This window comes from Mesorhizobium sp. RCAM 05104, from assembly GCF_059683645.1.
On sequence record NZ_CM185033.1, the window covers coordinates 6423710 to 6442345 of the forward strand.

The window sequence follows — 18636 nt, forward strand, 5'->3', positions numbered from 1 at the left end:
TAAACGCGTCCGATCTGTTTCCGGTTTCCGGCGGCAGCGAGTAACCGCGCCTAGATCGCATCCTCCCAAGACTTTGACCGCGTAGGAGAGCAGATTTTTTTCTACCCTCTCGGTTATCAGGGCACATTAGCCTAACGCGAATGAAAATGTCACGAAGAATTTTGCCTTGAAACGGGCATTCTCGTGCTGCACTGCACAATAGTGCGGCAGGCGTTGCTTGGGAAACGACCAATAGGGTCGGCGAGCTTTTACCACCCTTCCTGAATTGGCGCGCGTAAAGAATTGGAGCGCCCAGCCCGAAGAGGCTGGGCTCTCTCGCACGGTCGGCTGGAACCTACTTTGCGAAGCCGGCCTCAGCCATCGCTTTCTCGACCATGCCGATCCAGCCTTCGTTGGCACCCGGGAGGCGTCCCTCCGATTTCAGGCCGGTTAGCATGGCCAGCGCGGCCTTGAGATTTGTCGACGGGTCAACGCCAGCTACAGCCAGCTTATAGCGGCTGTAGGCGGCATCGACCGTGCGCTGGGCATTGCCCGGATCGGCTTGCGACTGCGTATTGGCGATCACGAAACCGGCCTGGTACTCGGCTGCCGCGCCGATTTTGTCCCCCTTGCTCATCAGCACGTCGCCGATCCGGTTGTGGCCAACCGCGAGATCGCGCTGCCATTCGGCATTGTCGGGATCGAGTTCGGCCAGATATTCCGCGATGGCCTGTCCGGAACGGCGGTTGGAGAGCGCTCCATCGAGGTCGCCAGCCTCGGCGTGAGCGTCGGCCACCTTGCCCAGCGCAAGCTCGAGGTCACGCCGCCACAGTGTGTTGCCGGGATCCCGCGCCACCAGCTTCCGCGCGATATCGACGCTGCGCTGGTAGGGCTCGAAAGCTTTTTCGTTGTGCCCGGTCAGCCGCTGCAGGTCGCCGATAGCGGTGAGGCTGACGGTGATGTCTCGCTGCAGTTCGGCGTCGTCCGGCATCTTCTTCGCCAGCGCCTCGGTGATCTGCAAGGACACCTCATATTCGGCGATCGAGCCTTCCAGGTCGTTGGTCAGCCTGAGCGCCAGCCCGACCTTGGAATGGCTGACGGAAAGGTCGCGCCGAAAGCCATCATCGTCTGGCGCTTTCTCGACCAGGAATTCGGCAACCTTGAGCGCTGAACGATAATTCGCCAGCGCGCCGGGTCCGTCGCCCGAACCCCGCATGGCATCGCCGATGCGGTTGAAGCAGACGGCGTAGTCGCGCAGATAGCCAAGCGTAGGCTCCTTTTCGAGGATCGCCTTCATCGTGGCGAGCGCCTGCGCGTAAAGCGCGATCGCGCCGGCGGTATCGCCCATCGCCTTCTTGACGTCGGCCACCTTGTTCTGGGCCACGGCAAGGTCGCGCTGGTGGTCGATCTTGTCGGGCTCGGCAGCCGCGCGTTTCTCGGCGGACTGGACCATGGAATCAAAGGCTTTGCCGGCTTCCTGCAAATGGCCGACGGTCGTTTCCAGCGTGCCGATCAGTTCCCAGGACAGTGTCTGCTGGTAGCGCGCGTCGTCCGGTATGTGGAAACCCTCGACATCAGCGTAGAGCGCCACGGCCTTGCGGTAGTCCTCAATGGCGAGGTCGTAACGCAGTTGCGCCCGCGAAGCGCCGCCGGCGAGATAATGCGTCGTTGCCTCTGATAGCGTACGTTCGATGAATCGGGTTTTCAGATCGTCGCGCGACTTGCCGTCGATATCCGCCGCCTTGCCAAGCAGCGCGCGTGCCTCGTCGAATGAGCCAAGTGCCAATTGCGCTTCGGCCTGTTGGCGCAGCGCCGTCACCTGCGGATCGGAGGAGGCGAAGTTGCGCAGATCGGCCCGGACCTTTGTGAAAGCATCGGCCGCTTCCTGGAGTTTCTGCTGGCGCTGCCTTGGCTCCATCGCCTTGCCGTCGGAGGTGATAAGCGCGGCGTATAGCGGCGCTAGCGGCATGTCGGCGTTGGCCGCCACCGCCTCGACCTCCACGCGCAAGTCCGGCGTGACGTCGGCCATGGCGAGCAGCAGCCGATCGCGCTCGGGCAGGGCGTCCTTGCTGGCCTGTGCGGCGAAGAAAAGCTGCGGCAAGCCGCTCTCGACATAGGGAAGCTGTTTGCCGCGCGACAGGTCGTAGACCTGTTGCTGCACCAGCGTCAGCACGGAGCGTATTTCCAGCCCGTCCGTGGGCAGGAACTTGGCCAATGCGGCGGAAAATTCGGAGTTGCCGGATGCGCCGTCAGACGCCGTCTGTCCGGGCGCCGCGGAGAAGGCGAACAGCACGTTTTCCGCCCGGCCCATGCGTCCCAACCCCGGCTTGGCCTCGGATTTTACCTCTGGCGCGATGGACAGCACGCCGCGCCCTTCGCCAGATTTGCTGTCTCCGGATTCGCTGCCCCCGGATTGGCCAAAAGGATCGTTGCGGCACGCATCGAGCACCACGAGGCCGATCTTGCCGACCGCGGTCACTGTCTCACGCACCTCTTCTAGCGGAAGGGTTGTGGCCTTCAATCGATCCAGCGAAGACGGATCGGCATCGACCGGCAGAAGCCGGTTGTCGCCCGCGATCTCGACGCCATGACCGGAGAAATAGATCAGCGCGACATCCGCGCCGGCCGCATCGTCGCGAAAGTCCTCCAGCGCCCGGCGCATACGCTTCAAGTCACGGTTCGCTTCGGTGGTGACGTCGAAGCCGAGCTTTTTCAGCGCGGATTCGATCGTGCGGCTGTCGTTTACCGCGTTTTTCAGCGGACGGACATTCCGGTAGTCGTCGGCCGCCAGAATGAGCGCGACCCGCCGCTCGGCATGGGCCGCCGAGACGAAAAAGATCGCCAGGATGACTGCCAGGTAAAAACGCAATGATCCAATCCACCCGCAACTGACAGACTCCCACGGCTTGTCAGCGCAAGCAAGCCGGGCGCGACAAGATCCAGGAACTGAACGATTGCGGGCGCGAAGGCGTCGATGTGCCGCCTTCGCCGGGTTTCCATTCCGCCATGAAATGGCTATGAAGCCGGGGCAAGCAGCCTGCGTCGCGCCGATTCCGGCGGGGCCATCCTCTCTCACGGAACAGTCCATGCGTTTGTCGCGCTATTTCCTGCCTATACTCAAAGAAAATCCGCGAGAGGCCGAAATTGTCTCGCACCGGTTGATGCTTCGCGCCGGCATGATCCGCCAGCAGGGGCAAGGCAGTTTTTCGTGGTTGCCACTCGGCAAGCGGGTGCTGGACAAGGTCTGCCGCATCATCCGCGAGGAGCAAAACCGCGCCGGTGCGCTGGAAATCCTGATGCCGACCATTCAATCGGCCGATCTGTGGCGCGAAAGCGGTCGCTATGACGACTATGGCAAGGAGATGCTGCGCATCAAGGATCGCCAGGACCGCGACATGCTTTACGGTCCGACCAATGAGGAAGTGGTCACCGAGATCGTGCGCGCCTACGTGAAATCCTACAAGGACCTGCCGCTCAATCTCTACCACATCCAGTGGAAGTTCCGTGACGAAGTGCGGCCGCGCTTCGGCGTCATGCGCAGCAGAGAATTCCTGATGAAGGACGCCTATTCCTTCGATCTCGACTTCGAGGGCGCAAAGGCGGCCTATAACCGCATGTTCGTGTCCTATCTCAGGACTTTCACGCGCATGGGGCTGCAGGCGATTCCGATGCGGGCCGACACGGGGCCGATCGGCGGCGATCTCAGCCACGAATTCATCATCCTCGCCGACACCGGCGAGAGCCAGGTCTTCTGCCATCGCGACTATCTTTCGCTCGGTGTGCCCGGCGAGACTACAGACTTCGCCGACGACGCCGAGATCGGCGACATCGTCAAGACGTGGACGACGCCCTACGCCGCCACCGACGAGATGCATGACGAGGCGGCCTGGGAAAAGATCGGCGAAAACGACAAGGTTTCGGCACGCGGCATCGAGGTCGGCCATATCTTCCATTTCGGCGACAAATACTCCAAGCCGATGGGAGCCAAGGTGACCGGGCCCGACGGCAAGGATCACTTCGTTTCCGGAGGCTCCTACGGCATCGGGCCGTCACGGCTGGTGGCTGCGATCATCGAAGCCAGCCATGACGACAACGGCATCATCTGGCCGGAAGCGGTGGCGCCGTTCGACATCGGGCTGATCAACATGAAGGCGGGCGACGCCGAGTGCGACCGGGTCTGCGACGAACTGCATGCCGCTTTCGTTGCCGCCGGCAAGGACGTGCTCTACGACGACACCGACCAGCGGCCCGGCGGAAAGTTCGCCACCGCCGATCTGATCGGCCTGCCGTGGCAAGTGATCGTCGGGCCCCGCGGCGTGGCCGCCGGCGAGATCGAGATCAAGAATCGCAAGACTGGCGAGCGTGAGACGCTGCCGGTCGCCGCCGTGAAACAGCGCTTCGGTGTCGCCGCATGAGCGAGGCGGTGGCGGCAAGACCGGTGGGCGCCGGACCCTTTTCCATCTTCGAGCGCATGGTCGCATGGCGCTATCTGCGCTCGCGGCGCAAGGAGACGGTGATTTCGGTGATCGCCTCGATCTCCTTCCTCGGCATCATGCTGGGGGTCGCCACGCTGATCGTGGTCATGGCGGTGATGAACGGCTTCAGGGCGGAGCTGTTGACGCGCATCCTCGGCGTCAACGGCCATCTGATCGTGCAGCCGCTCGATCTCGCCGCTTGAGGACTATGCGCAGGTCGCCGGCCGCATCAATGGCGTGCCCGGCGTCAAATACGCCATCCCGCTGATCGACGGCCAGGTGCTGGCGCAAGGCAATGTCGGTGGCGGCACCGGCGCGCTGGTGCGCGGCATACGCGGCGAGGACCTGGGCAAGATCGCCATCGTCGCCGGCAACATCAAGCAGGGTTCGATCGCCGGTTTCGACACGGGCGAGGGCGTCGCCATCGGCAAGCGCATGGCCGAGAATCTCGGCCTGGCGCTTGGCGACACCATCACCTTGATCTCGCCGGACGGTGACGTGACGCCGCTGGGCACGACGCCGCGCATGAAGGGCTATCCGATCACCGCGATCTTCGAAGTCGGCATGTCGGAGTATGACAGCTCGATCGTCTACATGCCGTTTTCGGAAGCGCAGCTCTATTTCAACATGGACGGCCGGGCGCAGACGATCGAGATCTATGTCGACAATCCCGACGATGTCGACGCGCTGAAGCCGAAGGTGGAGGAGGCGGCGCAGCGGCCGATCGACCTCGTCGACTGGCGCCAGCGCAACGAGACCTTCTTTTCCGCCCTGCAGGTCGAGCGCAACGTCATGTTCATGATCCTGACGCTGATCGTGCTGGTGGCGGCGCTCAACATCATCTCCGGCCTGATCATGCTGGTGAAGGACAAGGGGCACGACATCGCCATCCTGCGCACCATGGGCGCTACCCGAGGGGCCATCCTGCGCATCTTCCTGATGACGGGGGCTGCGATCGGCGTGACAGGCACGCTCGCCGGCGTCCTGCTCGGCATCGTCATCTGCACCAACATCGAATCGATCCGCCAGTTCTTCTCCTGGATGACCGGCAAGGTGCTGTTCAACCCCGAGCTTTACTTCCTCAGCCAGCTGCCGGCGAAGATGGATCCGCGCGAGACCACCTACGTCGTCATCATGGCGCTCGGGTTGTCCTTCCTGGCAACGGTGTTTCCGGCGTGGCGGGCCGCCCGGCTCGATCCCGTCGAAGCCTTGAGGTATGAATGATGGCCGAGGCCATTATCGAGCTGAAGAGCGTTGAGCGGCACTACGTCCAGGGTCCGCGCAAGCTCACCATTCTCAACGGCGCCGATTTCTCGCTGAAGCGCGGCGAGATGGTGGCGCTGGTGGCGCCGTCCGGTAGCGGCAAGTCGACGCTGCTGCATACCGCGGGCCTGCTGGAGCGCCCCGACGCAGGCGACGTGATTCTGGCCGGTCGTGCCTGCGGACGGCTCTCCGACGACGAACGCACGTCGATCCGCCGCAACGATGTCGGCTTCGTCTACCAGTTCCATCACCTGCTGCCGGAGTTCACGGCGCTGGAAAACATCATGATGCCGCAGCTCATCAAGGGGCTGCCGCGCAAGGAGGCGGCCGAGCGCGCGGCGCAGCTGCTCGACTACATGCAGATCGGCAAGCGCGCGTCGCACCGGCCATCCGAACTCTCCGGCGGTGAGCAGCAACGCGTTGCCATCGCGCGTGCGGTTGCCAATGCACCGCTGGTGCTGCTGGCGGACGAGCCGACAGGCAATCTCGACCCGGTCACCGCCTCCTATGTGTTCGACGCACTGGGCGCACTGGTCAAGCAATCCGGCCTCGCGGCGCTGATCGCGACCCATAATCACGAACTGGCATCGCGCATGGACCGGCGCGTCACCCTGGCCGACGGCAAGGTCGTGCCCCTCGGCTCGGGCTGATCTTCAGTCTCGCCATATCCTGGCGGGCTCACCGATAGTCCGCCACCAGAGCGTGTTTGCGCTCCATCGGGTGCTCGCCGCACGCCCGTCAACCTTTCCTTAACCCTGCCGATCTGATCGCCTGGAAATTCCGGATGCGGCCGGATTCTGGTCGTTGACAATAGCACAAAATTAGAACAAATTGAGAACATATCAACAACAGGAGAGAGTTATGACCGATCTGGTTCAGGATGTCGTCTCACTGGTCTGCATGAGCACCTTTCTCATTTCCATGGCGATCTGGATCGGAGCCATGTGAGCTGACGGCATAAGCCGTCGCTGTTGCCGCGCAATTCCAGGAAATGTGTGAAACGGTTTTCCCGGGAAAAGCGCATGGCGCTTTCCCTTGGGAATTGCGCCAGAACAAAAGGGACCGGGCAGTTCTGCGTTTCCATGAAACGATGAATTGCTGCGGGCGGGCAAAGACCGCTCCGCCGTTAAGCTTTTCTTGCCCGTCGTGACGTTAGGATATCCCTGCTGAGGCAAGGAGCAATGTCACGTGCCGCCCATCGTCACGGCCATCCTCGTGGCCAGCAATCTCGGGCTGATCTTTCTTTTGATGACCGTGCCGCTTGGTTTGCGCACGGTCAGGCTGAGCCGCCTGGTGGCGATGGACCGCCACCGCCTCTGGCAGGCGCTGTGGCCGCTGGGCAGCGATGCCGGCTGGTCCGGCGAGATCCTTTCCGCCGAGGCACTGGACGGGAAGGGCCTGGCCCGGATCGTGCTGTCTTGGGAAGGCCGCGACGGCAAGCCGATCGAGCGCAAGTCGCAGTTCGAGGAGGTTGTCGAGGGTAGCCGTTTCTCGATGCGCGTCATCGAGGACACCGCGCTCGACGCCTCGTTCTGGGCGAACTACCGCGAAAGCGTCGAACTCGTTTCCGAGGGCGGCAGCACACGGGTGACGTTCAGCCAGACCGATCGCTATCGCGGCGTTGCCTTCCTGGTGTTTCGCTATTTCGCCATGCGCCGCGAACTCGGCAAGCTGCAGCGCTGGGCCAGGACCGGACAGTATCGCAAGGGCGGCTGGTTCGAGCATCCGCTGAGCCAGGTCGGCTTCGCGGGTCTTTCGGCGCTGATTCTGTGGCCGTTCTTCGGCCTTCACTTAGGCGGGCTGGCGCTGGCCGCGATCCTGACGTCGGTGGTGGCCTTGCACGAGCTCGGCCACATGGCGGCGTTTCGCCTGATGGGGCACAGCAAGGCGCGGATGATCTTCATCCCTCTGCTCGGAGGCATCGCCATTGGCGGCCGGCCCTATGACAGCCGCTTCGAGGTGGCCTTCGTGGCGTTGATGGGCGCCGGTTTCTCCGCCTTCCTGGTGCCGGTCGTCATCGCCGCCAGTACCTTTGCCGGCGCGGAAGGACATCGATTGGCGGCGATGCTGCTGGCAACGCTGGCTGGCTGCGTCGCCTTGTTCAACATCGCCAATCTGGTGCCGGTCTGGAAGTTCGACGGCGGCCAGGTGCTGCGCCAGATCTGCCCGGGGCCGATCGTGCTAGCGTTGGCTTCGTTCTTCCTGCTTTCTGCCTTCCTGGCGCTTGGCCGGCAGGCCGGCTTCTCCTCCGGCTTTCTGCTCGCGGCCGGAGCAATCTTTTCAATCCTCAGTCTTTTGACCGTGGGCAGCGGGGTAAAGCCGCGCCACGAGCTGAAGCCGATCCGCACTATCGATCGCCTCGCCATGGCGGCAGCGCTGCTGGCAGTGTTCGCCATCCACGGCTATGGCGTCTTGTGGGCGTCGGCGCAGCTGACCTGAACAGGCCCAGATAGGAAGCATCAACCGGTCTTGCGGGCCACTTCCAAATGCGAAGCCGTGGCGGGACCGAAGACGTCCTCGAAGGCGGATTTCAGCGCCAGGTCGAGATCGGCCATTGTCAGGGGAAGGCCGAGGTCGACGAGGCTGGTGACGCCGTGATCCTGCACGCCACACGGCACGATGCCGCCGAAATGGTCGAGATCGGGTTCGACATTGATAGCGATGCCATGAAAGCTCACCCAGCGCCGCAGCCTGATGCCGATAGCGGCGATTTTGTCCTCGGCCGGCGAGCCGTCCGGCAGGGCAGGGCGATCCGGCCGCACCACCCAGACGCCGACGCGGTCCTCGCGGCGCTCGCCATGCACGTTGAAGGCGGCGAGCGTGCCAATGATCCACTGTTCGAGCGCGGCGACAAAGGCGCGGACATCCTCGCGCCGGCGTTTCAGGTCGAGCATGACATAGGCGACCCGCTGGCCCGGCCCATGGTAGGTGTATTCGCCGCCGCGCCCCGCCGCGAACACCGGGAAGCGGTTGGCGTCGATCAGGTCCTCGATGCGGGCGCTGGTGCCGGCGGTGTAGAGCGGCGGGTGCTCGACCAGCCAGACCATTTCGCCGGCGGTGCCGCTTCGGATCGCCTCTGCGCGAGCCTCCATGAAGGCAAGTGCATCGGGATAGGCGGTGAGGCCCGGCTCGATCCGCCATTCGACCGGCGCCGAACCGGGCAACGGCAGGAACGACGTGGCGATCTGGCTGCGTTCTGGCATGGCGTGTCGCTTTTTGCTTATGCCTATCGTACCCCAAAACCGCCTTGCACTTTTGGGCGATATGCATTTGCCCTCCATATGGCGACATCAGGCGGAAACGTCCAGTTCCGGCCATGCTTTCCGATCCTGTGGAGTGTTATGCCAATCGATGGAGATTATTGCTTGCCGCGCACTTGTTTCGCCGGAAACGATTTGCTACACGCCGCGAGCCGGTCGGTTCCGGCTCCTACCACGTGCGGTCGTGGCGGAATTGGTAGACGCGCAGCGTTGAGGTCGCTGTGGGGCAACCCGTGGAAGTTCGAGTCTTCTCGACCGCACCATTCTCTCTTCCCAGAATCTGATCTGTGCCAGCCTCCGGCCCGTGCGGGCAGGGCTCACCTCGTTTGATATTCCCGCGCGCTACGCATCTTTCTTTTTGAGCATCGGATTTTCCCCAAACCGGTTTCCACTTTTGAGTCCGATGCTTTAGACCTGACAGGCACCTTTTCCGGGATCGCGATGGCGGGAGGCGCTGGTGGAAGGCCAGGACGAAAGGACGACCGGCGCCAGGGCAGCCGACGAGCACCACGCCGACATCTATGGCGAGGACGGCGTTGTCCTTTCGTCCTTCCTGGCCCAGATCGGCGCGGCGATCGCCGATCGCGACACGCTCACGCTCAAGCATGAAGTCGACGATCTTCACCAGTCGGAGCTTGGCGACCTGCTCGAGGCGCTGCATCCCGAACAGCGCCGCCTGCTGGTCGAGTTGTTGGGCGCCGACTTCGATTTCTCCTCGCTGACCGAGGTCGACGAGGCGATCCGCATGGAGATCGTCGACAACCTGCCCAACGCGCAGATCGCGCAGGCGGTGCAGGAGCTCGATTCCGACGACGCGGTCTACATTCTCGAAGACCTCGAAAAGGAAGACCAGGACGAGATCCTGTCGCAACTGCCGTTCACCGAGCGGATCAGGCTGCGCCGCTCGCTCGACTATCCGGAGGAGACGGCCGGCCGGCGCATGCAGACGGAGTTCGTCGCGGTGCCGCCGTTCTGGACGATCGGCCAGACCATCGACTACATGCGCGAGGACAGGAACTTGCCTGAGCGCTTCAGCCAGATCTTCGTCATCGATCCGACCTTCAAGCTGCTCGGCGCCATCGACCTCGACCAGATCCTGCGCACCAAGCGCGCGGTCAAGGTCGAGGAGGTCATGCATGAGACGCGGCACGCCATTCCGGCCACCATGGACCAGGAAGAGGCGGCGCGGGAATTCGAGCAATATGACCTGTTGTCGGCCGCCGTCGTCGACGAGAACGAGCGGCTGGTTGGCGTGCTGACCATCGACGACGTCGTCGACGTCATCCAGCAGGAAGCGGAAGAAGACCTCTTGCGCATGGGCGGTGTCGGCGACGAAGAGCTTTCCGACAGTATTTTTCGACCTCGCGGTCGCGCGTTCCCTGGCTGCTGGTCAATCTTCTGACCGCCTTCCTTGCGGCTTCGGTGATCGGCCTGTTCGACCGCACGATCGAGCATATCGTGGCGCTGGCGGTGCTGATGCCGATCGTGGCCGGCATGGGCGGCAATGCCGGCTCGCAGACGATGACGGTGACGGTGCGCGCGCTGGCGACGAAGGATCTCGATATCTACAATGCCGGCCGCATCATCCGCCGCGAGATGGGCGTCGGCTTCATCAACGGTATCGTGTTCGCCATCCTGATCGGCATCGTCGCCGCGACCTGGTTCCACGACAACAATCTGGGCGGCATCATTGCCGCGGCGATGATCATCAACATGTTCGCGGCCGCCTTGGCTGGCATTCTGATCCCGCTGCTGCTCGACCGCTTCAAGGTCGACCCGGCGGTCGCCTCGGCGGTCTTCGTCACCACGGTCACCGATGTCGTCGGCTTCTTCGCCTTCCTTGGCATTGCCACGTGGTGGTTCGGGGTGCACTGAAGCGCGTGTCGCGCCGTCAATTGACTTTTACGTAAATGCCGTGCGAGGCTTGTTCGGGGTGCCATGTCGATTCCGGCATGGCATGGGTTTGGTTCGGGACAGAAGGGAACGCCGCATTGCGATCGCCCGGGATTCCGGCATTTGGAGTGACAATGCGGGAATACTATACGATCACCGAGCTGACCCGCGAATTCGACGTGTCGACGCGGACGCTGCGTTTCTATGAGGACGAGGGGCTGGTGCAGCCGGTGCGGCGTGGCCGCACGCGGCTGTTTCGCCCATCCGATCGCCACCTCATCCGCCAGATCATGCGCGGCAAGAGGCTCGGCTTCTCGATCAACGAGATCCGCGAAATCATCCAGATGTACAAGGAGCCTCCGGGCGAGGTCGGTCAACTCAAGCTGATGATCAAGCGGATCGAGGAAAAGCGCGAGGATCTGCGGCAGAAGCGCCGCGACCTCGAGGAGACGCTGGCCGAACTCGACCAGGCCGAAGAGTCGTGCGTCGAGCGGCTGGTGGAGCTCGGCGTCAACACCTGACCGGTGCGGTTGCTCCGATGTCTCGCCGCCAGGAACCGTGAAAGCTTGAACCGGCGATCGATCACGTCATGTTCATCACTCTCGCCTGGCTGTTTGTCGCCGCCGTCACCGTCCACAATCTGGAGGAGGCGGTTTTCCTGCCCGCCTGGTCCGAGCGGGCGGGGCGCTGGCATCGTCCCGTCGGGGCCAACGAATTCCGCTTCGCGGTGTTCGTGCTGGTTGTTCTTGCTGGCGTTGCGGCTTTGCTCGCCACCGTGCAGGGACGGGAGAGTTTCGGCGCCTACGTCCTGTCGGGCTATGCGCTTGCGATGCTGCTCAACGTGGCTTTTCCACATCTGCTCGTCACAATGGTCACGCGCCGCTATATGCCGGGGACCGCGACCGCTCTCGCACTGAACCTGCCGGTCACCGCGGCTCTGCTGCATCAGGCATTTCGCGAGGGATATATTTCGGCGACCGGCTTCGCCTTGTCAGCGCCCGCCGTCGTCCTGGCCATCGTGCTGCTGATCCCGGTGCTGTTTTATGTCGGCCGGAAACTGCTTCCGGACACGGCAGGCGCGCCACACAAGGCTTCGGACTGATCCGCCGCGCCTCAGATCCAGCGCCGCACGCGTTTGGCGTAGTCGCGGTATTTCTTGCCGAACTTCGCCGCCAGGATCTTTTCCTCTCCCTCGATCGCGACCTTCTGCGTGGCGAAGGCGGCGATGAAGGCAAACAGCAGGAACCATGCGATCCCCGAAACAAAGCCGACGCCGATCAACAGCAGCGTGTTGGCCAGATACATCGGATTGCGGGTGATGCCGAAGGGACCTGTGGTGACAAGGTGATCGGGCACCGCATTGGGGTTGAGCGTTGTCTTGGCTCGGGTCATCGTGCGGATCGCGGTGAACCAGAGTGCCGCGACGCCGAACAGCGCCACCCAGCCGGCGGCGAACAGGATGTCGCCGAGCAGGTCGCCGATCCAGGGCAGGGGATAGAAAAGACCGAGGGCGACGCTGATAGCGATGGCGGCGATGTAGATCAGCGGCGGCCACGGTATGAGGCCCGGCTTCGGCTGGTTCTCGGTCATTGTGCCCCTCCCTCAGTCATCTTGTCTTCGGTCTTGGCGGTGCACATGCCGGCGAGATCGGACAGATGCGCCTTCCAGTCCGCAGTCTGGTCGTTGTTGTAGAGGCGATCAAGAGAGGCCTCGCCCTCGAGCGTGTCGAGCATGCACACACAATAGCTCGCACAGAATTCGGTGTCGCGCGACTGCTCGCACGACAGTTGGCAGGTCTTCAGGAAATTCACCTGCGGGGTTTCGACCTTGGCCGGCATCACTTGCGAAAACAGCCAGACACAGCCGATCAGCAGCGGCTGGTGGATCAAATAGAAAGCCAGGCTGTGCCGGCCGATGAAGACCAGCGGATTGGCCCAACGACCCGGCGTGAGGCTCGCCAGGCGCGCCCGTAGGCCGGAGGCGGAGGCGAGTTTCGCCGCGGCGATGCCGAGGAGCACCGCGCCGAACCAGGGGAACAGCGGAACGTAGTCATTGGAGCGCGGGCTGGTTGCCGAGAGGCCGACCCACAACAGCCACGGATGGTCGAAAGCCTCGAGGCGCAGATAGACGGGCGCCGCGATGACGAGCGCGGCAACAACAAGCGTCAGCAGCGCCGGCAGCCGAAGGAACAGCAGGCCAAGCAGGCTGGCGAGTGCAATTTCGTGCAGGATGCCGAAGAAGATGAAGCCGTCCGGCGTGGCGATGCGGGTGACGACCGAAATGGCGATCGCCGCTCCGGCGACCATGGCGAAACGCTTCCAGAAGCCGTTCCAGCGGATCCGCCGGCCATGGGCGAGGTACAGGCTGACACCGACCAGGAACAGGAAGGTCGAGGCGATGCAGCGCGCGTAGATCTTCCACAAGCCGAAGGCGGTCAGGCCAGGATCGGTGTAGCCGAAGAATTCCAGATCCCAGGTGAAATGGTAGCTCGCCATGGCGATGAGCGCGATGCCGCGCACGATGTCGATGGCGATGATGCGCTTCGGTTGATCCTGAACGGGTGCGGTCGGCGTATGGATGCTCATGGTCTCGCGATCTGAATCAGCCCCGCATGACGACTATCACGGTTGCACCGGACAAAAGAAGCTGACCATGCGTGCTTCGATGCCGATTGCCCGTGGACAGCAGCGTCGGGATTCCCTGAGGTGCAAAGATCCAACTGCGCCGCGTCAGGCTCGCTTTGGGCCAGCGCTGGAAAGCCTTTGACCGATTTCGCATTTTACCGGGAAGGCGTCGGTTTCCTGTTACCGGGGGGATGGATCGCGGCGGCAGATTTGATGCCGCGATTCTGCTTTGGGGAAGCAATGTCCACCCATGTGCGCCATCCGATCTGGCTTCCGGCCCTCAAGGCCGCGGATGCGCGTACATTCGCCTCGCTCTATGCGGTCGAATCCTTCGCACGCGCCACGGTCTCGAGCGTCATCCCGATCCAGGCCTACGAGATCCTCCACAACGAGCAGATCGTCTCGATCCTCTACACCATCGTGGCGTTGCTCGGCCTGTCGGTGACGCTGTTCATGCCGATGCTGATCCGCCGTTTTGCCCGGCGCTGGGTCTACACCGCCGGTGCGTGCCTGCTGGCCATCGGCTCGCTGTTCTTCGTCACGCACACGCTTGCCGGGCAACTGGCCGGTATGCTGTGCCGCGTGATGGGCGCCAGCGCGCTGTCGATCACGCTCAACCTCTACATCATGGACCACATCCGCAAGACCGACTTCATGCAGGCCGAATCGCTGCGCATGGCGTGGTCGATGTTCGCCTGGACGGGCGGGCCGACGCTCGGCATCTTCCTCTACACGCGCTTCGGCATCTATGCCGCGCATGGTGCCGTGGCCGTGTTCGCTCTTGCCCTGCTGGCGCTGTTCTGGACCTACCGGCTTGGCGACAACCCCTCGATCCGCCCGGGCAAGACCCGGCCCGCCAACCCACTCGCCAATATCGGCCGCTTCGTCGCGCAACCAAGGTTGAGGCTGGCATGGCTGATCGCCTTCGGCCGTTCCTGTTTCTGGACGACGTTCTTCGTTTATGGGCCGCTGTTCATGGTGATCACCGACGAGGGCAAGCTGGCCGGAGGCCTCCTGGTTTCGGCAGGCAATGCGCTGCTGTTCATGGCCATCTTCTGGGGCAAGGCGGGAAAACGCTTCGGTGGCCGCAGGACCATGACATTCGCCTATTTCGCCATGTCGGCGATGCTTATGGCGGCGGGCGCGGTGGGCGTAACCGAACCGTTGCTCACCGGTGCCTTCCTGCTGTGCGGCGCGTTCTTCACCATTGCGCTCGACGCGCTGGGCTCGACAGCCTTCATGCGCTCGGTGCGCTCCTATGAGCGGGCGCAGATGGCGGCGGTCTACCGCACCTATCTCGACTTTTCCGAACTGACGCCGCCACTGGTCTATTCCGTGGTGCTGGCCTTCTTCGGGCTCGGCTCGGTGTTCGTCACGCTCAGTCTGCTGGCGGCGGTTTGCGGCTTTGTGACCTGGCGGTATCTGCCGAAGTCGCTGTGAGGATCAGGGCGCCGGCGAAAGCGCCGCGTGCCGCTCGCGCACCCAGTTGTGGAAGCGATGCAGATCATACTCCTCGGGCATCAGCACGCCGGCCTTGTGGCGCATCGAGCGCAGGCCCTTCTGGTTGACCTCGCAGATTGCCGCATCCTCCTCCAGCACCTGGGTGCCGAAGGCGATGATGTTGTCGATGTCGGTCGCAGGGAGCGCCTCGGGCGCGAACAGCCATTCGGCGACAAGCTCGGTCTGCTCGGGGCCAAGCGGCACCAGCCGCACCGTGCGAACATAGTCGACATGGCCGACAATGAACATCGACGGCAGGTTGGTGGCATAGGTCTGGCCGGCGGCGCGTTCGGCTGGTGTGAGGCCGGTGAAGACCGGCCCGTGCGCCTGGCCGTCACGCGACCATGTCTGCGCGCCCTCGCGCAAACCGCCGGAAAATTCCGGCGCGTCATTGTCGGCGTGACGGGCCCAGTTGGGGTCGTCGTGCCGGCTCATCAGGCCGCGGCCATAGATCGGTACCAGCCGCGACAAGTCCTTGTGGACGCCCGGGCAGTGCAGGCATTCGTTGAAGTTTTCCCAAAAGATCTTCCAGTTGCAGTTCATCACCTTGCGCAGCACATGGCCGCTCACCAGCGTCTCCAGCGGCCAGTTGCCGAGATCGCCGGAGGCGGGATCGAAGCATGACTGGGCCGAGGTGGTGGCATCCTCCTGCAAATTGACGAAGACGAAGCCGCGCCACACCGACAGCGCGACGCGATAGAGCGGATGGTTGGCCTTGTCGAAGCCATCCGGCAGCGATTTCGACGGCACGCGCACGAGATCGCCGCGCAGCGAGTAGGACCAGGCATGATAGGGGCAGGTGATCAGCCGCGCCTTCAGCCGCCCCTCGCTTTCCTGGCAAAGCTGCGAGCCGCGATGCCGGCAGGTGTTGTGGAAGGCGCGCAGTTCGCCGGTCTCGTCGCGCAACAGGACGATTTCCTGCGTGCCGACGCGGAAGGTGCGGAAGCAAAGCGGTTGGGCAAGGTCGGTTTCGCGGCAGACGAGCAGCCAGCTTCTGTACCAGATCGCATCGAGGTCGCGCTGATAGCTGTCCGCGTCCCAATAGGCTGACGATGGCAGCGTCGGCTCGGCCCGGGTGAGGCCGTTATAGGGATCGTGCTGGCTCGGGCTGGGCTGCATGGCTGGCGTCCTGTGACGCGTCAGCCGACACCCGGCCAGGAAAATTGTCAATTGCCGCACCGGTGGACCGCCTGGTGGCACGACGCATTCACGATGGTTGGCGGTGGAATTTGGTTTGCCGGAGGCGACGATTCTGCCTATAGTCGCTGATGTCGTCGGTTCCATTTTGGAGCCAAGAGGGAATGCGGTGCGGGCGAGTTTTCGCCCAATGCCGTGGCTGCCCCCGCAACTGTGTGCGGTAGTCCTCTCCATATGCCACTGAAGATTTCTCTTCGGGAAGGTGGGGAAGGGCGCTGAACCGCGAGCCAGGAGACCTGCCGGCGACAGGAAACTGACTTCGATGCCCTCGGGTGGAGGGCGAAAGGACAAGACATGAATACCGCTTCCGTCTCGCTCGGCGCTTCCGTCTCCTCGCAGTCGCGCTTCATGCAGCTAGCTCTTGCTGCGTTTCTCGGCATTTTCGTGATGGGCTTTGTCGGCTTCTCGCATATCGATGCGGTCCACAATGCCGCCCACGACTATCGCCATTCGATGGCGTTTCCCTGCCACTGACAAGGGTCTGACATCATGAACCTGTTTCGCAACGTCGTGTTCATCGCGGCGATCGCAGGGCTCGTGGCCGGCGTCGTTCTCGCCAGCATGCAGGCCTACGCCACCGTGCCTCTGATCCTGAAGGCGGAAGTCTACGAACAGGCCGGCGGCGGCCATCACCATGACCACGCCGCACCGGCCGCAACAGATACCAATGCCATGAGCACGGCCGCCCCGGCGGCGAATGCCATGAGTTCTGCCGCGCCGGCGCAAGCAGCCGCTCCGGCGGCGGAAGACGAAGGCTGGGCGCCGGCCGACGGTTTCGAGCGTTTCGCCTTCAGCGTGCTTGCCAATATCGTCACCGGAATCGGCTTCGCCCTGATCCTGGTCGCGGTCTCCGAATTCGCCGGGGGCATCGGCAATTGGCGTCAGGGCGTGTTCTGGGGACTGGCCGGCTTTGCCGTGTTCACGCTGGCGCCGGGCCTCGGCCTGCCGCCGGAACTGCCGGCCATGCCGGCGGCCGATCTCACCCAGCGCCAGATCTGGTGGTGGGCAACGGTTGCGGTGACCGCGGCCGGTCTTGGCCTAATCGCCTTCCGCAAATCGCTGCCGCTGGCGATCCTGGGTGTGGCCTTGATCGTGGCACCGCATGTCGTTGGCGCGCCACAGCCCGACAGCTTCGAGACAGCGATCCCGGAGGGCCTCCACCACCAGTTCGTGGTGGCGGTGACGCTGACCAATCTGGTGTTCTGGCTGGTGCTTGGCGTGGTTGTTGGGGTGGTGCGCGGCCGCTTCACCGGCACCGCGACCAGCCTGCGCGACAGCTTTGCCTGATCGCAGCAAGCTGACTTTCATCATCGGTGGCGCGCGCTCCGGCAAGAGCGCGCACGCCGAAACGCTGGCGACGGCCTTGCGCTCGCCATGGGCCTATATCGCCACGGCTCAAGCCTATGATGACGAGATGCGTGAACGCATCGCGCTGCACCGGTCGCGACGCGGCGAAGGCTGGACGACCCTCGACGCGCCGCTCGATCTGACCGGCGCGCTGGGGACCTTGCCGGACAATCAGCCGGTGCTTGTCGACTGCCTGACGCTGTGGTTGACCAATCACATGCTGGCCGAACATGATCTCGACCTGGAATGCCGGCGGCTGGCGGCTGTGCTGTCGCGGCCACGCGGGCCGTGGTTCGTGGTTTCCAATGAAGTCGGGCAAGGTATCGTGCCGGACAATGCACTGGCTCGCCGTTTCCGCGATGCCGCCGGCCGGCTCAACCAGCAGGTCGCCGCGGTCGCCGATACGGTGCTGCTGATGGTGGCGGGGCTGCCGCTCAAGGTGAAATGACATGACCGAGATCGACCAAAAGGAAGAAGAACGCCATCGCGCCAAGATGGCCAAGCGCAAGGCGGTGCAGGATGCCGAGGTCGCGGCCAAGACGATCGAGAAGGGCCTGCTCATCGTCAACACGGGCCCAGGCAAGGGCAAGACGACAGCCGCCTTTGGTCTTGCGCTGCGGATGCTCGGCTATGGCAAGCGCGTCGGCGTCGTCCAGTTCATCAAGGGCAAATGGCATACCGGCGAGAAGGACGCCTTTGCCGCCTTCGGCGACCGCGTCGTCTGGCATGCGATGGGCGAGGGGTTTACCTGGGAGACACAGGATCTGAAGCGCGACATTGCCGCCGCCGAAGCTGCATGGGCCAAGGTGCTGGAGCTGATGACCGATCCGTCGATCAGCCTGCTCGTACTCGACGAATTGAATATCGCGCTGCGCTACGACTACCTCGATCTCGACAAGGTGGTTGCGGCGCTGAAGGGCCGGCGCGAGGGCCTGCATATTGTCGTCACCGGCCGCAACGCCAAGCCGGCGCTGGTCGAGGCAGCCGACCTCGTCACCGAAATGGGCGTGACCAAGCATCATTTTTCGGCGGGCGTGAAGGCGCAGCAGGGGATTGAGTTCTAGCGCCCTTACCTCCCCTTGTGGGGAGGGGTCTTCG

15 protein-coding genes, 1 tRNA gene, 2 pseudogenes and 1 riboswitch are annotated in these 18636 nt (G+C 63.5%); of the genes and pseudogenes, 13 read left to right on the forward strand and 5 right to left on the reverse strand.

Translation table 11 applies throughout. The features are described from left to right. Positions 1-334 precede the first annotated feature (334 nt). Positions 335-2848, reverse strand: coding sequence for a caspase family protein (locus AC56QP_RS31420; protein ID WP_489861975.1), 2514 nt, complete (start codon positions 2846-2848; stop codon positions 335-337). A gap of 217 nt (positions 2849-3065) precedes the next feature. On the opposite strand from AC56QP_RS31420, the gene proS reads away from it, so the two are divergent. From proS to AC56QP_RS31440, 4 genes and pseudogenes are all read left to right on the forward strand, one after another. Next, on the forward strand, positions 3066-4394 hold the full coding sequence (proS, locus tag AC56QP_RS31425) for a proline--tRNA ligase (RefSeq protein WP_489861974.1): 1329 nt from the start codon (positions 3066-3068) through the stop codon (positions 4392-4394). Next, a pseudogene (locus tag AC56QP_RS31430) lies at positions 4391-5678 on the forward strand (lipoprotein-releasing ABC transporter permease subunit). Before proS ends, AC56QP_RS31430 begins: the two are co-directional and overlap by 4 nt. Further along, positions 5675-6367, forward strand: coding sequence for an ABC transporter ATP-binding protein (locus tag AC56QP_RS31435; protein WP_256751256.1), 693 nt, complete (start codon positions 5675-5677; stop codon positions 6365-6367). Before AC56QP_RS31430 ends, AC56QP_RS31435 begins: the two are co-directional and overlap by 4 nt. A gap of 538 nt (positions 6368-6905) precedes the next feature. Continuing rightward, complete coding sequence (locus AC56QP_RS31440; protein WP_489861973.1) at positions 6906-8156, forward strand: site-2 protease family protein; 1251 nt, start codon at positions 6906-6908, stop codon at positions 8154-8156. A 20-nt stretch (positions 8157-8176) separates the two neighbouring features. On the opposite strand, the gene lipB is transcribed toward AC56QP_RS31440, so the two are convergent. Continuing rightward, on the reverse strand, positions 8177-8920 hold the full coding sequence (gene lipB, locus AC56QP_RS31445) for a lipoyl(octanoyl) transferase LipB (protein ID WP_489861972.1): 744 nt from the start codon (positions 8918-8920) through the stop codon (positions 8177-8179). 235 nt (positions 8921-9155) lie between these two features. Between lipB and AC56QP_RS31450 the strand changes: the two genes are divergently transcribed. From AC56QP_RS31450 to AC56QP_RS31465, 4 genes and pseudogenes are all read left to right on the forward strand, one after another. Further along, a tRNA-Leu gene (locus AC56QP_RS31450) sits at positions 9156-9240 on the forward strand. 194 nt (positions 9241-9434) lie between these two features. Continuing rightward, positions 9435-10852 (forward strand): annotated as a pseudogene (gene mgtE / locus AC56QP_RS31455) (magnesium transporter). A 152-nt stretch (positions 10853-11004) separates the two neighbouring features. Next, positions 11005-11391: a MerR family transcriptional regulator gene (locus AC56QP_RS31460; RefSeq protein WP_112618641.1), complete on the forward strand. Its 387-nt coding sequence runs from the start codon at positions 11005-11007 to the stop codon at positions 11389-11391. 68 nt (positions 11392-11459) lie between these two features. Next, entirely contained in the window at positions 11460-11972 is a 513-nt protein-coding gene (locus AC56QP_RS31465; RefSeq protein ID WP_489861971.1) for an HXXEE domain-containing protein, read from the forward strand. An 11-nt stretch (positions 11973-11983) separates the two neighbouring features. Here the strand turns inward: AC56QP_RS31465 and AC56QP_RS31470 are convergent, their stop codons facing one another. Then, on the reverse strand, positions 11984-12460 hold the full coding sequence (locus AC56QP_RS31470; protein WP_489861970.1) for a methyltransferase family protein: 477 nt from the start codon (positions 12458-12460) through the stop codon (positions 11984-11986). Next, entirely contained in the window at positions 12457-13455 is a 999-nt protein-coding gene (locus tag AC56QP_RS31475) for a heparan-alpha-glucosaminide N-acetyltransferase (RefSeq protein WP_489861969.1), read from the reverse strand. Before AC56QP_RS31475 ends, AC56QP_RS31470 begins: the two co-directional genes overlap by 4 nt. 279 nt (positions 13456-13734) lie before the next feature. Between AC56QP_RS31475 and AC56QP_RS31480 the strand changes: the two genes are divergently transcribed. Next, positions 13735-14934 (forward strand): MFS transporter, encoded by a 1200-nt coding sequence (locus AC56QP_RS31480; protein ID WP_489861968.1) that lies wholly within the window; start codon positions 13735-13737, stop codon positions 14932-14934. Positions 14935-14937: 3 nt separating this feature from the next. Here the strand turns inward: AC56QP_RS31480 and AC56QP_RS31485 are convergent, their stop codons facing one another. Further along, positions 14938-16113 carry an aromatic ring-hydroxylating oxygenase subunit alpha gene (locus AC56QP_RS31485; protein ID WP_489861967.1) on the reverse strand — a complete coding sequence of 392 codons (1176 nt, stop codon included), beginning with the start codon at positions 16111-16113 and terminating at the stop codon, positions 14938-14940. 139 nt (positions 16114-16252) lie between these two features. Then, positions 16253-16449, forward strand: a riboswitch (cobalamin riboswitch). Between the two features lie 36 nt (positions 16450-16485). Here AC56QP_RS31485 and AC56QP_RS31490 point away from each other — a divergent pair. From AC56QP_RS31490 to cobO, 4 genes are read left to right on the forward strand one after another with little or no spacing between them, the layout of a single operon-like run. After that, a complete protein-coding gene (locus AC56QP_RS31490; RefSeq protein ID WP_091575531.1) occupies positions 16486-16665 on the forward strand; it encodes a CbtB domain-containing protein in 180 nt (59 codons plus the stop codon). A 15-nt stretch (positions 16666-16680) separates the two neighbouring features. Then, entirely contained in the window at positions 16681-17478 is a 798-nt protein-coding gene (locus AC56QP_RS31495; protein ID WP_489861966.1) for a CbtA family protein, read from the forward strand. Beyond that, positions 17471-17986, forward strand: a complete 516-nt coding sequence (cobU, locus tag AC56QP_RS31500; RefSeq protein WP_489861965.1) for a bifunctional adenosylcobinamide kinase/adenosylcobinamide-phosphate guanylyltransferase — start codon at positions 17471-17473, stop codon at positions 17984-17986. Before AC56QP_RS31495 ends, cobU begins: the two co-directional genes overlap by 8 nt. A 1-nt stretch (position 17987) precedes the next feature. Beyond that, positions 17988-18602: a cob(I)yrinic acid a,c-diamide adenosyltransferase gene (cobO, locus tag AC56QP_RS31505; protein ID WP_489861964.1), complete on the forward strand. Its 615-nt coding sequence runs from the start codon at positions 17988-17990 to the stop codon at positions 18600-18602. Positions 18603-18636: the final 34 nt, after the last annotated feature.